The sequence below is a fragment of the Klebsiella sp. LY genome, from assembly GCF_004010915.1.
In the GTDB taxonomy this organism is placed as follows: domain Bacteria; phylum Pseudomonadota; class Gammaproteobacteria; order Enterobacterales; family Enterobacteriaceae; genus Klebsiella; species Klebsiella quasipneumoniae.
Map to the genome: position 1 here is coordinate 2,418,969 of NZ_CP022444.1, position 13,514 is coordinate 2,432,482.

The 13,514-nt window shown below is 59.4% G+C and carries 15 protein-coding genes; 5 read left to right on the forward strand and 10 right to left on the reverse strand.

The window, feature by feature from the left end; genetic code table 11:
* Window positions 1-52: 52 nt before the first annotated feature.
* Complete coding sequence (phnR, locus tag CE636_RS14705; protein ID WP_017900804.1) at window positions 53-772, reverse strand: phosphonate utilization transcriptional regulator PhnR; 720 nt, start codon at window positions 770-772, stop codon at window positions 53-55.
* Window positions 773-913: 141 nt separating this feature from the next.
* On the opposite strand from phnR, the gene phnW reads away from it, so the two are divergent.
* The gene (gene phnW, locus CE636_RS14715; protein WP_004202236.1) at window positions 914-2,017 is read left to right on the forward strand and encodes a 2-aminoethylphosphonate--pyruvate transaminase; all 1,104 of its coding nucleotides are present in this window, start codon (window positions 914-916) and stop codon (window positions 2,015-2,017) included.
* Between the two features lie 9 nt (window positions 2,018-2,026).
* Window positions 2,027-2,836, forward strand: coding sequence for a phosphonoacetaldehyde hydrolase (gene phnX / locus CE636_RS14720; protein ID WP_004202238.1), 810 nt, complete (start codon window positions 2,027-2,029; stop codon window positions 2,834-2,836).
* Here the strand turns inward: phnX and nepI are convergent.
* Window positions 2,833-4,026 (reverse strand): purine ribonucleoside efflux pump NepI, encoded by a 1,194-nt coding sequence (gene nepI / locus CE636_RS14725; protein WP_094354859.1) that lies wholly within the window; start codon window positions 4,024-4,026, stop codon window positions 2,833-2,835. The two genes, phnX and nepI, sit on opposite strands and share 4 nt — an antisense overlap.
* A gap of 211 nt (window positions 4,027-4,237) precedes the next feature.
* On the opposite strand from nepI, the gene CE636_RS14730 reads away from it, so the two are divergent.
* Window positions 4,238-4,597, forward strand: coding sequence for a type II toxin-antitoxin system RelE/ParE family toxin (locus tag CE636_RS14730; protein ID WP_004173863.1), 360 nt, complete (start codon window positions 4,238-4,240; stop codon window positions 4,595-4,597).
* The gene (locus tag CE636_RS14735) at window positions 4,581-4,904 is read left to right on the forward strand and encodes a helix-turn-helix domain-containing protein (RefSeq protein WP_017899680.1); all 324 of its coding nucleotides are present in this window, start codon (window positions 4,581-4,583) and stop codon (window positions 4,902-4,904) included. The genes CE636_RS14730 and CE636_RS14735 overlap by 17 nt, the downstream gene beginning before the upstream one ends.
* Before the next feature lie 128 nt (window positions 4,905-5,032).
* Here the strand turns inward: CE636_RS14735 and CE636_RS14740 are convergent, their stop codons facing one another.
* From CE636_RS14740 to ivbL, 8 genes are all read right to left on the reverse strand, one after another.
* Window positions 5,033-5,485, reverse strand: coding sequence for a DUF1198 family protein (locus CE636_RS14740; RefSeq protein WP_017899679.1), 453 nt, complete (start codon window positions 5,483-5,485; stop codon window positions 5,033-5,035).
* Window positions 5,486-5,621: 136 nt separating this feature from the next.
* The gene (uhpT, locus tag CE636_RS14745; protein WP_004202242.1) at window positions 5,622-7,013 is read right to left on the reverse strand and encodes a hexose-6-phosphate:phosphate antiporter; all 1,392 of its coding nucleotides are present in this window, start codon (window positions 7,011-7,013) and stop codon (window positions 5,622-5,624) included.
* 145 nt (window positions 7,014-7,158) lie between these two features.
* Window positions 7,159-8,487, reverse strand: a complete 1,329-nt coding sequence (locus CE636_RS14750; RefSeq protein WP_017899678.1) for an MFS transporter — start codon at window positions 8,485-8,487, stop codon at window positions 7,159-7,161.
* Between the two features lie 11 nt (window positions 8,488-8,498).
* Complete coding sequence (gene uhpB / locus CE636_RS14755) at window positions 8,499-9,980, reverse strand: signal transduction histidine-protein kinase/phosphatase UhpB (RefSeq protein ID WP_025999189.1); 1,482 nt, start codon at window positions 9,978-9,980, stop codon at window positions 8,499-8,501.
* Window positions 9,981-9,997: 17 nt separating this feature from the next.
* The gene (gene uhpA / locus CE636_RS14760; protein WP_017899676.1) at window positions 9,998-10,591 is read right to left on the reverse strand and encodes a transcriptional regulator UhpA; all 594 of its coding nucleotides are present in this window, start codon (window positions 10,589-10,591) and stop codon (window positions 9,998-10,000) included.
* Between the two features lie 121 nt (window positions 10,592-10,712).
* Window positions 10,713-11,000: an acetolactate synthase small subunit gene (gene ilvN / locus CE636_RS14765; RefSeq protein ID WP_017899675.1), complete on the reverse strand. Its 288-nt coding sequence runs from the start codon at window positions 10,998-11,000 to the stop codon at window positions 10,713-10,715.
* A 3-nt stretch (window positions 11,001-11,003) separates the two neighbouring features.
* On the reverse strand, window positions 11,004-12,692 hold the full coding sequence (gene ilvB / locus CE636_RS14770) for an acetolactate synthase large subunit (protein WP_017899674.1): 1,689 nt from the start codon (window positions 12,690-12,692) through the stop codon (window positions 11,004-11,006).
* A gap of 104 nt (window positions 12,693-12,796) precedes the next feature.
* The gene (ivbL, locus tag CE636_RS14775; RefSeq protein WP_002923286.1) at window positions 12,797-12,892 is read right to left on the reverse strand and encodes an ilvB operon leader peptide IvbL; all 96 of its coding nucleotides are present in this window, start codon (window positions 12,890-12,892) and stop codon (window positions 12,797-12,799) included.
* A gap of 12 nt (window positions 12,893-12,904) precedes the next feature.
* Between ivbL and CE636_RS28755 the strand changes: the two genes are divergently transcribed.
* Window positions 12,905-13,072 (forward strand): hypothetical protein, encoded by a 168-nt coding sequence (locus CE636_RS28755; RefSeq protein ID WP_072096580.1) that lies wholly within the window; start codon window positions 12,905-12,907, stop codon window positions 13,070-13,072.
* Window positions 13,073-13,514: the final 442 nt, after the last annotated feature.

Genomic DNA, 13,514 nt, shown 5'->3' on the forward strand with positions numbered 1-13,514 from the left:
CCCGGTTAACGCTGACGCCACCGGGGATACGGGAAGGGTTAATACAATAAAATCAATGGGTATCGACTTCGATCCGCAGGCTGTCATGCCGCCAGTATTCGATATCGTAATCAAGAATACGCCCGTGCTGATCGTAATTCAGCCTGCGCAGCAGCAGCGCCGGGCGCCCCTCCATCACCCCCAACGCCTCTGCGGCCTGCGGCGGCATGGAGGTGGGATAAAACGACAGATGCATACTGGTATAGATCAGGTCGTAGTGACTCTGATAAATCTCGGTCAGACTGCCATTGAGATCGTGGCGCAGCAGCCCCGGCACCCGGGCCGGCAGGCAGTGGTTTTCGCAATAGCACACCGGACGCCCGTCGGCATAGCGCAGGCGGGTCAGCAGGTAGACCTGATCGAAGGGCTGCAGCGCCAGCGGCGCCATCACATCCAGCGGCACGGCGGTTAAGCGGCCATCAAGCAGCACCGTTTTCGGCTCACGTCCCTGTTCGAGACACAGCTTGTGGAAGTTGGTGTTCTGCGTCGGATCCAGCCACAGACGCTCCGGCGTCACAAACCAGCCGCGGCGGTCGGCGCGGTAGATCACGCCGCTGGCCTCCAGCTGCGCCAGACTCTCGCGCACGGTGATACGGGTTGTGTTGAACAGTGCGCACAGCTCGCGCTCGGAAGGCAATTTATCGCCGCTTTTGAGGGCGCCGTTTTGAATACGCGCCTGCAGCTGCGCCTTAATCATCAGGTATTGCGGCATCTCGCCAGAGGGTGATTTCATGTTTACTCGCTGCCACGTTTGGTGCGCTCATTATACATAGCCAGATGAATTTTTTGTTGCAGCACCACATTTCCTTTGACCCTGCCCCGGCTTTGTCTCCATGATAAACACCAATCTGGTATAGACCAAATGGTGAGACAAATGACTTCACGGAATTACCTGCTGCTGACTCCCGGCCCGCTAACCACCTCCCGCACGGTGAAAGAGGCGATGTTGTTCGATAGCTGCACCTGGGATGATGATTACAATCTCGGCGTGGTACAGACCATTCGCCAGCAGCTGGTGCAGCTGGCCACCCCGGCCGACGGTTATACGGCGGTGCTGCTGCAGGGCAGCGGCAGTTACGCGGTCGAAGCGGTGCTCGGCAGCGTCATCGGCGAACAGGGCAAAGTGCTGATCGTCAGCAATGGCGCCTATGGCGCGCGTATGATTGAGATGGCGCAGCTGATGGGCATCGCCTTTCATCCTTACGATTGCGGCGAAGTCGCCCGTCCGGACGCGGCGGCGATCGCGCGGATCCTGCAGGATGACCCGATGATCACCCATATCGCGATGGTGCATAGCGAAACCACCACCGGCATGCTCAACCCGATCGAAGAGGTAGCCGCGCTGGCGAAGGAGTATGGCAAACGCTATATCGTCGATGCGATGAGCAGCTTCGGCGGCATTCCGCTGGATATCGCCGCGCTGAATATTGACTATCTGATAAGCTCCGCCAACAAATGCATTCAGGGCGTGCCGGGCTTCGCTTTCGTCATCGCCCGCGAATCGGAGCTGGCCACCTGCAAAGGCCGCTCGCGCTCGCTGTCGCTGGATCTTTACGCCCAGTGGCGCTGTATGGAGGATAACCACGGCAAGTGGCGCTTCACCTCACCGACCCATACCGTGCTGGCCTTCGCTCAGGCGCTGAAAGAACTGGCCCAGGAGGGCGGCGTCAGCGCCCGCCATCAGCGCTACAGCCACAATCAGCGCCGACTGGTCGCCGGAATGCGCGCGCTCGGCTTCCGGACGCTGCTTGATGACAGCCTGCACTCGCCGATCATTACCGCCTTTTATTCACCGGACGCGCCGCAGTATCGCTTTCACACCTTCTACCAGAAGCTGAAAGATCAGGGCTTCGTTATCTATCCGGGCAAAGTGTCGCAAAGCGATTGCTTCCGCATCGGCAACATCGGCGAAGTCTACGACGCCGACATCACCGCCCTGCTGGCGGCCATCGACAACGCCATGTACTGGAAACAATAAGGAACCGCCATGAACCGTATCACCGCACTCATCCTCGACTGGGCCGGCACCACCGTGGACTTCGGCTCCTTCGCGCCGACGCAAATTTTCGTCGAGGCCTTCCGCCAGGCCTTCGATATTGAGCTCACCCTTGAAGAGGCCCGCGTGCCGATGGGGCTTGGCAAATGGCAGCACATTGAGGCGCTGGGCAAACTGCCGTCGGTCGATAGCCGCTGGCAGGCGAAATTTGGTCGGCCAATGACGGCTGCTGATATTGATGCGATCTACGCCGCGTTTATGCCGCTGCAAATCGCTAAGGTTGTCGATTTTTCCGCTCCGATCGCCGGCGTGGTCGACACCCTCGCCGCGCTGCGCGCCGACGGACTGAAGATCGGCTCCTGCTCGGGCTATCCGCGTCCGGTGATGGAAAAGCTGGTTCCAGCCGCCGCCGCGCAGGGCTATGCCCCGGACCACTGGGTCGCCACCGATGACCTTGCCGCCGGCGGGCGTCCCGGGCCGTGGATGGCGCTGCAGAACGTAATTGCCCTTGGCATAGACGATGTGGCCCACTGCGTGAAGGTCGATGACGCCGCGCCGGGCATCAGCGAAGGGTTACATGCCGGGATGTGGAGCGTCGGCCTGGCGGTGTCCGGTAACGAATTCGGCGCTACCTGGGAGGCGTACCAGGCGATGTCGAAAGAGGAAATCGCCACCCGTCGCGAGCGGGCGGCAGGCAAGCTGTATGCCGCCGGGGCGCATTATGTGGTTGATACCCTGGCGGACCTGCCGGAAGTGATTGCCGACATCAACGCCCGGCTGGCAAAAGGCGAACGGCCTTAAGCGGGTGAATTCACCTTCACTTTGGCCGCCACCAACAGGCCGGTAAACAGCATTAATACCCCTGACAACACCAGCGGCGACAGCAGCCCTAAGTGGTCAAGCGCAATGCCGCCGACCGCGGCGCCGCAGGTGTTGGCCAGCTGGATCACCGCCACCTGAATCGACCCGGCTTTTTCCGCCTGATCGGAGAGTGAACGGGTGATCCACGTTGACCACCCCACCGGGATCAAGGCGAACGCGAAGCCCCAGATAATTGCCACCGTCGAGGCGACGATTTTGCTTTCTCCCCACAGCACCAGCGCCGCCGCGCAGGCGGTCAACACCAGCGGCGCAATCGCCAGCGCCGTTTTCACCGAGCGTTTGAGCAGCACCGAGGAGAGCGACGTGCCGATGAAGCTGGCGATACCAAAGCTCAGCAGCACCAGCGTCAGGCCATCGACATCAAACCCGGCGAGGGTCATGTAGACCGGGCGAATATAGGTAAAAAAGGCGAACTGTCCGGCAAAGGCCATGAAAATGGCGCACATGCCGGCCATCACCCCCGGCCGCTTCAGCAGGCCAAACATATTTTGCTGCTGAGCCGCCGATTCATCAGGCAGCGACGGCAGCGCTTTCAGCACCCAGAGCGTACACAGTACACCCATCACCGCCGCGCCGTTAAACACGTTGCGCCAGCCGATAAGCCCGCCAAGGAAACTGCCCAACGGGGCGGCGATCACCAGCGCGATGGATACCGCGCCGAAGATAATCGACAACGCTTTCGGCACCACGCGCATCGGCACCAGCCGCATGGTCAGCGAGGCTGACATCGCCCAGAAACCGCCGAGCGCCAGCCCCAGACAGGCGCGTCCCAGCAGCAGCAGGGTGAAGCTATCGGCAAAGGACACCAACAGGCAGGAAAGGGTCAGCAGCAGCGAAAAGAGGATCACCACGTAGCGGCGATCGGTTTTGCCAATGACGGAAGTGATAAACAGGCTGGAAAACATCGCGACGAATGCCGTCGTCGTCACCGACTGCCCGGCCATCCCTTCGGAGATACCTAAATCCAGCGCCATCGGCGTCAGCAGACTGACCGGTAGAAATTCGACGGTAATCAGGCAGGCGACGCAGAAAGCAACCGCGAAGACCGCCGACCAGTTTGGTCGCGCGAGTTCGCGTGCATGGGGTTTGGCTTCATTTGAATGACTCATGAGTGACCTGCGAAGAAAGTGGCGGAAAGCTGCGCAGTGTAACATTTTGTTTGTGACGCATTTAACGTTTTCGCAACTCTTCTCGCTTTTCATAAGAGGATGCGTAGCTGCTAGCATGTTTAAAAAAACGATGCTTGCTATCGCTTTAACAAATCTCAGAAGAATTTAATGTAGCACTATGTGCTATACTTTTAACGACAGGATGTCAGCAATGCGTATCTTCAAAACCAAATGGTTCGCCAGAGAGGCTAGCTCTCATGGCATTTCCGACGACGAGCTCTATCAGGCAATTCAATCTGCGCTTCAGGGCAAGGTGGTTGATTTAGGAGGAGGGGTTTATAAAAAGCGACTCAACAAGAATCGCGATCGCGCAATCATCCTTACCAAAAGCGCAGGGTATTGGTTTTATACCTTTCTATATGCCAAACAGGATATGGCCAATATCAACCATCGCGAGTTAATGGGTTTTCGTGAGTTAGCAAAACACTATGCCAATCTCTCTGAAGAGAAAACGACGGTCTTAGTTAAAAGTAAAGAACTGGTGGAGATTTGCGATGACAGCAAAAAATAAATACAAAAGCCCGGCTTTCGAAGCGATCCATAGCGCTGCGTCGGGGCTATTCAGCGTTGGCGCAATCCCACAGGAAACAATGCGCCATTTTGACGAATCATGTCTCTGTAGCGTAGCCGCACTTCAACCCATTGAAATTAAAGCGCTACGTGAACAACTCAATGTTAGCCAACCCGTGTTCGCTCGTTATCTGAATACCAGCGTGTCTACCGTGCAAAAATGGGAGACTGGCGCTAAGCGACCAAGCGGAATGTCATTAAAATTGCTTAGCGTCGTACAAAAACACGGCCTGAAAATCCTACTGTAGTTATCCTGCCGGATGGCGCTTACGCTTATCCGGCCTACAAGTGACGAGTGCGGAAACCGTAGGCCGGATAAGGCGCAGCCGCCATCCGGCACAAAAAGCGATGAACCCCAGGCCGAATAACAATGAGATCAGTGCAGCCAGTGCACGCCGTCTTCCGGGAGAAACAGGCCGTTATAGCGCTGCTGAAGGTTATGCAAATCGCTCATATCCGGATCCAGCTCGCGCAGAAACCCTTGCGCCAGGCGGATCTGCGCCTCGGTGATCGGCGCCGCTAAACGCGCTTTTTGCATCAGGCGATACCAGTAATGCAGGTTTTTTTCGCTAGCGTCGACAATTGCAACCTGCCAGATCAGCAGCACCTGGGCGGCGTTCTGCAGATGCGCTTCATTCGGCCGTTCAAGGTAACGCAAATACTCATTGCCGGCGGTTTTACCCAGCTGATCGATCATCGATTCCAGCGGGACGGGCGTGATGCCCAGGCGTTCGCTCAGGCGGCGGATCGCGCGGCGTGAATCAGAGGTAAGCACCCGAAATCCCACAACAAATACCACTACCAGGGTGGCCAGTCCTATCCAGATCATGCATCCTCTCATCCAATCGCAGCCTGACTATCATAATGGGAATTTGCCTGCTGTCGACTGTCGGACCTGGCATATTACGCAAGAAATAAAAAAGCCCGGCGCAATGGCCGGGCAAGGTTACCAAATACCTGGTGAATCAGGCAGTCTGCAAAATACGGTTCTTTTTCTCGCGGCGAATTTTACGCTCTTCGAAGATAGCCACGATGGCCATCAGGCAGATACAGCCGATGGCGGCGGCGTCCAGCGCCGCAAAGGTGCCGGCCCAGCCGGTGAGGCCAAAGACCGGGGTGCCGTCGGCGATCATCCCGAGGCCCAGCTTGGCGAAGCTATCGCCGATCAGATAGGCGAAAGTGCCCTTGATCCCATCGGCGGCGCCGATCGCTTTTTTCGGTACGAAGCCAACGGCGGCGACGCCAATCAGCAGCTGCGGGCCAAACACCAGGAAGCCCAGCGCAAACAGCGAAGCCAGATAGACGTACTGATTGCTGGCATGTTGATAAACACCGAGAGTGGCGATAATCAGCGCCAGCGCGATGCAGGCCACCAGCGCGCGGCGGCCGTTGGCCAGGTCCGACAGCCAGCCCCACAGCAGCGTGCCGACCAGGGCACCGACCTCAAACAGGGTAAACCCCTGAATCGCCACCTCTTTCGACAGCTTCAGCTCCTGGAAGGCGTACACGGTGGACCATTGATCGATACCGATACGCACCACGTAGAGGAAGATGTTGGAGAAGCACAGCAGCCAGATCACTTTGTTTTTCAGCACGTACTCAACAAAGATCTGCCACTTGGTCATCGCGTTTTCTTCGGTCTCTTTATCCTCTTCGCTGATCGCTTCGCCAAACAGCTCCTCCGCCGTGCCGAGGCCGTAGGATTCCGGCGAGTCGCTACCGTAGCGCAGGCCAATAAAGCCGACGATCAGCGCAATAATCGACGGGAAGATAAACATGCCGATCACGTGGCCGTCGAACAGATAGTTGGCGCCAAACAGCGCCACGCCCGCCGCGCCGGCGCCGCCGAGGTTGTGAGAGATATTCCAGAAGCCGAGGAAGGTGCCGCGTTTACGTCGTGGCGTCCATTTGGTGATGGTGGAATAGCTGCACGAGCCGCCGGTACTCTGGAAGAAGCCGCTTAGCGCATAGAAGGCGATCATCAGGAACAGGCTGGTGGAACCCGCACCCATACTGGCGCTAAAGCCCAGCATGCAGATGGCGGAGAGGATCAGCATAAACGGCAGGAACTGCTTGGTGTTTTTGCCATCGGCATAGTAGGAAACCAGGGTTTTCCCTACGCCGTAGGTAATGGAGAAGCCCAGGCCAATCATCCCCAGCTGGGTCATGCTCAACCCGTAGGTGGAGATCATGTCGTTCTGCGCAATATTAAAGTTCTTGCGGATCAGGTACATGGTCAGGTAGCCAATGAAGACCACCAGATAGGACTGCATGAAAGGTTTGAACCACATTTTGCGCCGCACGTCGAGCGGCAGATCCAGGGTCGGCTTACGAACCTGATTCAGAAAGGCCAGCATGGGTATCTCCTGAGCTGATTTTTTATGCCTGCGTCATAGCCAGGCATTGTAAAAATCAGCGCGCCGTCTGGCCTGAGACGGCGTCCAGGTGAAACCGGGAAAATTTCTTAGTTTTGCCCCATTCGCGGCGAAAGAGTGAGATGCATCACGCTTCACTGGCGGCGCGCGGCGCCTGCGCGTTTAAGAACGGCAGCAGCAGCAGCGCGGAAATGCCGGCGGCAATCGCGATCGCCACGAAGAATCCGGTCCAGTGCCAGATATCCATTACCTGCGCCAGCGGCCAGCCGGAAAGCGACGCGCCAAGATATGCGAACAGGCCGACAAACCCGGTAGCCGCCCCGGCGGCCTCTTTATGCGAACACTCCGCCGCCGCCATGCCGATCAGCATCTGCGGGCCGAAGACAAAGAAACCGGTGGTGAAGAAGCAGGCCGCCTGCATCACGTAGCTGGCGAACGGCATCAGCCACAGGCCGCCAACCGACAGCAAAATGCCGGCGGCGAAGATCAGGTTCATCGGTCCGCGATTGCCGTTAAACAGCTTATCCGAGCCCCACCCCGCCACCAGCGCGCCGATAAATCCGCCCAGCTCGAACATGGTCACCGCCGAGTTAGCGGTCACCAGATCGACGCCAAGCGTCTCCGACATATACAGATTGCCCCAGTCGTTAATCGCCGCCCGCACCACGTACACCAGCACATAGCACAGCGACAGCAGCCAGATATAGGGGTTTGCCAGCACGTATCGGGTGAGGATCTCTTTGCGCGTCAGCCCGGCGCCCTCCTGCTGCTGGGCAATCTCCAGCGCATCGTGACGCCAGTCGCCCACGGCGGGTAGCCCCACCGCCTGCGGACGATCGCGCAGCCGCCAGCACAGATATAATCCGGCGAGGATCGCCAGGCCGCCGGCGATGGTCATCCCCGCGCGCCAGCCGTAATGTAGCGCCGCCGCTCCCACCACCATCGGGATCAGCGCGCCGCCAACGTTATGCGCCGTATTCCACAGCGCCCACCAGCCGCCGCGTTCGGTGCGTGAATACCAGGCCGTCAGCAGCCGGGCGCAGACCGGCGAGCCCCACCCCTGAAAGAAGGCGTTCAGTGCCCACAGCAGGGCGAAGGCCCACAGTGAGGAAGAAAAACCGAACAGAATATTCACCACCCCGGTGGCGATAAGCCCCAACCCCATAAAATAGCGGGCATCGGAGCGGTCGCTGACGATACCGGAGAAAAATTTCGACAGTCCGTAGGTGATGTAAAACAGCGTGGCCAGCAGACCGATATCGCTGCGGGTCAGCACGTTGCTGGCGAGAATGTCAGGCACCGCGGCGTTAAAGCTTTTGCGGGTGAAATAGAACAGCGCGTAGCCCAGCCAGATGGTCAACAGGATATGGCGGCGCCAGTAGCGATAACGCGCATCAAGCTCGCGTTTATCGCTAATCGGCGCAGCGTCAGGCGGGGCTTTTAAAAAGGCGAACATTAGCGATCCTCTCAGGCGTAACGCAGCGGTAGATTGACGCACACCCGGGTACCGTGGGTGCAGGAGATCGTCAGCGTGCCCCCCAGGGCGGTCACGCGCTCACGCATGCCGGTCAGACCGAATCCCTGCGCGCTGGATCCCGGCGGCAGGCCGCAGCCGTCATCCTCCAGCACCAGCATCAGACGCTCCTCCTGCTGCCAGCCCTGCAGGGTCACGGCGCTGGCGCTGGCGTGCTTGACGATATTGTTCAGTCCCTCCTGGCAGACGCGGAACAGGGTCACGCGCTGGTTTTCGCTCAGCCCCGCCTCGTTAATCCGCCAGTCGAGATGGCTGACAATGCCGCGGTCCTCCAGCTCCATCTCGCGCATCAGAGAACGTACCGCCTGCTCCAGCGGCAGGTCGTCAAGCTGGCGCGGACGCAGGCGGCCCAGCAGGCGACGCACCGAGTCGTAAACCCCCAGCGAGAGGTGTTCAATCAGCTGGCCGCTCTGGCGAACGCTGGCGTTGTCCGGCGCCAGCCGCTGGACGATCCCCGCCTGGGTGCGTATTGCGGTGATGGTCTGGCCGATATCATCATGGAGCTCGCGCGCGACGTCGCGGCGCACGCTCTCTTCAGTCTCCAGCAGGCGATCCGCCAGACGACGATTACGCGCCAGCTCGTTCTGTAGCGACTGGTTAAGCTCGCGCAATCGCTGGATCCCCGCCCCCAGCAGCAGTCCGGTGAGGCTCTGCGCCAGCAGCGAAAGCAGGAGATCGACGGGGTGATCGTGCCAGGTCTGGCTGGCAATCAGGGCGATAGCGTTCATCAATGTGGCGATCAGCGCGCCCTGCCAGCCGTAGTGCCAGGCGAGGGCGATAATCGGCAGCGCAAGGCAAAACGGGGTAAAGCGGGAGAGCTCGGCGGGCAGCCCAAGCTGCAGCCACAGGCTAATGGTGAATAACAACAGATACCAGATCAGATGCCGCCCGCGCCAGTTTACCGGCTGCGCCACCAGCGACGGCCCCAGGGGCCGCCAGACGGTGCTGGTGAGGTAGTGCCAGAACACCAGACAGGTCGGCGCCAGAGTCAGGCCGCCGGTGAGCGTCAACAGCAGGGCGTTAAGACCCTCGTCTCCCTCCGCCAGCCAGGGCAGCGATTGCAGCAGCGCGGCGGCCATTAACGCCCCACCCTGACGCAGAAGCGTCAGCCAGTCGCGCTGCTGGCGATATCGCGAGATCAGCGCCACCGGCAGGAGGGTCAGCAGGCTTCCGGTCATCAATATTATCGGGTGCGCCAGCGCTACTTCCTGCGCCAGCCAGAAGATCAGCAGCCACTCGGTTCCCAGCAGCACCGGCCAGTAGCCGCGCGGGCACTGCAGCATCAGCCCCAAACGCAGGCCGAAGGGGAACAGCAGCACCGCCAGATCGGCGCGCTCCACCAGATGCAGGCTGATGCTCCACAGACAAAACCAGGCGGCGGCGAAGATAAAGGCGCAGCCGATCACCGACAGCAGGCGCGGGAGTATGGTCTTCATTGCCAGCTGTCAAACATACGGCGCGCCAGCTCGACGTCATTGTTGACGCCCAGCTTTTCCAGCAGGTTAGCGCGGTGAACGTGGACGGTTTTCGGCGACAGTCCGAGCTCAGCGGCGATCTCTTTCACCGCCATGCCCTGCGCCAGCTTTTCCGCCACCTGGCGTTCGCGTTTGGTGAGCGGATCCTGGCGCCCGGCGGCCAGCTTCATGGCGATATCCGGTGTGAGATAGCAGCCGCCCGCCGCCACCGTGCGCACCGCGGCGATAAGTTCGTCCGGGCTGCAGCGTTTCGACAGAAAGCCCCGCGCGCCGGCGTTAAGCGCCTGCTCGACCAGCGCCGGGCTGTCGTGCACCGACAGCATGATGGTCGCCATCCCCTTCGGCAGCTGGCTGAGCAGCGCCAGCCCGGAAATATCCGGCATTGAGATATCGCAGATACAGACCTGAACGCCGCGCCCCGGCAACCCCGCCAGCGCCTCGCGGCCGCTGCCAAATTCGGCGACAACCTGAAAATCAGTTTCCAGCCCCAGCAGCTGAGCAAAGCCGGAGCGGACAATCAAATGATCGTCAATAAGGGCGAGGGTGGTCATGATAGGGTCCTGGTGCCTGAGGCGACAAAGCGCTGTGTCCGTAGGCCGGATAAGCGCAGCGCCATCCGGCAAAGGCGCTTACCTTAACCATAAGCACCTTACCGTTCAAGCCTTGCGCGATTTACTCGAAGAACACCGCAATTTTGTTAAACATGGTGGGATCGGACTGGTTACGCGCCACTTTGGTGACATCTTCCAGCTTTTCAATCTGGCTAATCATCTGCCCGAGACGCTGATCGTCGTTCACCAGCAGCCAGATGCGGCTGTGTTCGCTGCCCTGAATCGGTAGACAAAGAATACCTTCGACGTTAAAGGCACGGCGGGCAAAAAGCCCGCAGACGTGGGTCATGACGCCGGGGTGGTTGCGGACGGTGAGTTCCAGAATGACGTTATCACAGTGTTTTTGCATGGCTTATTCCCCCACCATTTCAGTATTGGCCGCACCCGGCGGTACCATCGGATACACTTTCTGCTGCGCGTCGATGCGCACGTGAATCAGCGCCGGGCCCGGACGAGCGATGATCGCCTGCAGCGCCGCCTGCGGATCGGCTTCGTTATTTAAATCACAGGTTTGCAGGCCAAAACCGGCGGCAATCTGCATAAAGTTAATCATCCCCGGATAAGTGGCGGCAAAAACGCCCTGCTGATAAAACAGGCTCTGCTGCTGATGCACCAGCCCCAGCGCTTCGTTGTTCAGCAGAATAATTTTTACATCCAGTTGATTTTCAGCGGCGGTAGCCATCTCCTGAATATTCATCATCAGGCTGCCGTCGCCGGAGAAGCAGATAACCTTGCGCTGCGGATTCGCCAGCGCCGCGCCGATCGCCGCCGGCAGGCCGAAGCCCATGGTGCCGAGGCCGCCGGAGGTCAGCCACTGGCGCGGACGGTTGAGCGGGTAGGCCTGCGCCGTCCACATCTGGTGCTGGCCAACGTCGGTAGTGATGATCGCTTCATCATCCACGCAGGCGGCCACGGCGTTAATCAGGCCGTAATGGGAAAGCGGGTCGCTTTCCTGCGGGATGGCGCAAGGGAATTCGCGCTGCAAGTCGGCCACCAGCTGGCGCCATTCCTCGCGCGGCTGCGCCTCAATCTGCGGGTTCAGCTGGGCTAAGACTTCCGCCACATCGCCCTGAATCGCCACGTGCGGTTGCTTGATTTTGCCCAGCTCGGCGCGGTCGATATCGACGTGGATAATCTTCGCGTTCGGGCAGAACTGCTCGGTCTTGCCAATCGCCCGGTCATCAAAACGCGCGCCTAAAACAATCAGTAAATCCGCTTCCTGCAGAATGAAGTTGGTGCTGCGCGCACCGTGCATCCCCAGCATCCCCAGCGACAGCGGGTGCGCCTTCGGCAGCATGCCCAGCGCCATCAGGGTCATGGTGGTTGGCAGATTGGCTTTTTCCGCCAGCTCACGGATCTCCTGCGGCGCGTTAATCACCCCGCCGCCCAGATAGAGCACCGGACGCTTCGCCGCATTGATCATCGCCGCCGCTTCGCGCACGCTTTCGGGGGCGAATGCCGGCGGAGCGGCGCGCTCGCCCGGTTCCGGCAACGTTTCCAGCTCAATGGTCGCCGACTGTACGTCCTTAGGAATGTCTATCCACACCGGCCCGGGACGCCCGGACTGAGCAATACGGAAGGCGTCGCTGATCACCTGCGGCAGCTCAGCGATGTCGCGCACCAGATAGTTATGTTTGGTGATGGGGATAGAGATGCCGTAGGTGTCCACTTCCTGGAAGGCGTCGGTGCCAATCATCGATGCCGGCACCTGGCCGGTGATGCAGACCAGTGGAATCGAATCCAGGCGGGCATCGGCGATCGCCGTCACCAGGTTCGTCGCCCCCGGGCCGCTGCAGGCCATACAGACCGCTGGTTTGCCTTCGGTACGCGCCATCCCCTGGGCGATAAAGCCCGCGCCCTGCTCGTGGCGCGCCAGGATGTGGCGGATCTGCGTGCTCTGGCTTAAGGCATCGTAAATAGGCAGGATGGAGCCGCCCGGAATGCCGCTAACCATAGTGATACCCTGGCGTTCCAGTAAATGAACAACCAGCTGCGCGCCGGTAAAGCGCATTGTGTTTGATGTGGTGCCCGAACTTGCCATGCTCCAGTCCTTTTCTTCTGGGCCGACTTTACCGGGGGGCTCGCCAACAAAAAACCCCGCTCGGTTTGCGCCGGCGGGGTTTGGAATTCGTGTTGTTCCGGACCCTACGGCGCATTGCCGACGACGACCACCACAGACACGACGACCACCGCGGCTGGCGCGGTTTTTAGTAGGGTCGAAGCGATCAGGGTTGCGTTCATTAGGGACCTGTTGTGTCGAAAAATAAGCTGAATTTATACAAACACAGGTTTTACGTTTTCACAATGGATTTATTTTCATCCACGAAAATTTGCGCGAAAGATCACAGTTCGGCGCAAAAGGGCAGAAAACAAAAAACCCCGCCGGAGCGAGGTTTTTATCAGTATGGTTACAGGTGGTAGCCGCAAGCACACTGTATTACGTCAACGCCAAAAGTATACGCGATCGCTGCAGTTCGCGCAATTTAAGGTCGCTTTTTCTCTGTCATAGAGTATGGGCGAGAGCGGCGGATTTGTCCAAAAAATACTGTTCATCCATACAGTATTTATCTATACTGGGTGTGTTCATGGTGTGCCATTCGGGGGCCGCAAGTTTGACCGGCGCAACGAAGTCCTGGCTGAAACGGGTGGTGCCGTCAGTGCCTTAACCCCGAGAGAGCACACTGTGTTACGTCAACAACGTGCAGTCACTGGTCCGCGCGGCAACGCGTGGTTCAGCGCTGCGCACCCCTGTCGTTGCTGGCGGCGGGCCGGGAAGCCGTCCACGGAAGGAGCAATCATTGGCCAGGGCGACGCCGCCGGCGACAGGCAGGGATAAGCTGGCAACAGGCAGCGGAAAGGTACG

Excerpts from the sequence above, each read along its gene's own strand:
- phnR (WP_017900804.1), bottom strand. The coding sequence starts at position 772 with ATGAAATCACCCTCTGGCGAGATGCCGCAATACCTGATGATTAAGGCG.
- phnW (WP_004202236.1), top strand. The coding sequence starts at position 914 with ATGACTTCACGGAATTACCTGCTGCTGACTCCCGGCCCGCTAACCACC.
- phnX (WP_004202238.1), top strand. The coding sequence starts at position 2,027 with ATGAACCGTATCACCGCACTCATCCTCGACTGGGCCGGCACCACCGTG.
- nepI (WP_094354859.1), bottom strand. The coding sequence starts at position 4,026 with ATGAGTCATTCAAATGAAGCCAAACCCCATGCACGCGAACTCGCGCGA.
- CE636_RS14730 (WP_004173863.1), top strand. The coding sequence starts at position 4,238 with ATGCGTATCTTCAAAACCAAATGGTTCGCCAGAGAGGCTAGCTCTCAT.
- CE636_RS14735 (WP_017899680.1), top strand. The coding sequence starts at position 4,581 with ATGACAGCAAAAAATAAATACAAAAGCCCGGCTTTCGAAGCGATCCAT.
- CE636_RS14740 (WP_017899679.1), bottom strand. The coding sequence starts at position 5,485 with ATGATCTGGATAGGACTGGCCACCCTGGTAGTGGTATTTGTTGTGGGA.
- uhpT (WP_004202242.1), bottom strand. The coding sequence starts at position 7,013 with ATGCTGGCCTTTCTGAATCAGGTTCGTAAGCCGACCCTGGATCTGCCG.
- CE636_RS14750 (WP_017899678.1), bottom strand. The coding sequence starts at position 8,487 with ATGTTCGCCTTTTTAAAAGCCCCGCCTGACGCTGCGCCGATTAGCGAT.
- uhpA (WP_017899676.1), bottom strand. The coding sequence starts at position 10,591 with ATGACCACCCTCGCCCTTATTGACGATCATTTGATTGTCCGCTCCGGC.
- ilvN (WP_017899675.1), bottom strand. The coding sequence starts at position 11,000 with ATGCAAAAACACTGTGATAACGTCATTCTGGAACTCACCGTCCGCAAC.
- ilvB (WP_017899674.1), bottom strand. The coding sequence starts at position 12,692 with ATGGCAAGTTCGGGCACCACATCAAACACAATGCGCTTTACCGGCGCG.
- ivbL (WP_002923286.1), bottom strand. The coding sequence starts at position 12,892 with ATGAACGCAACCCTGATCGCTTCGACCCTACTAAAAACCGCGCCAGCC.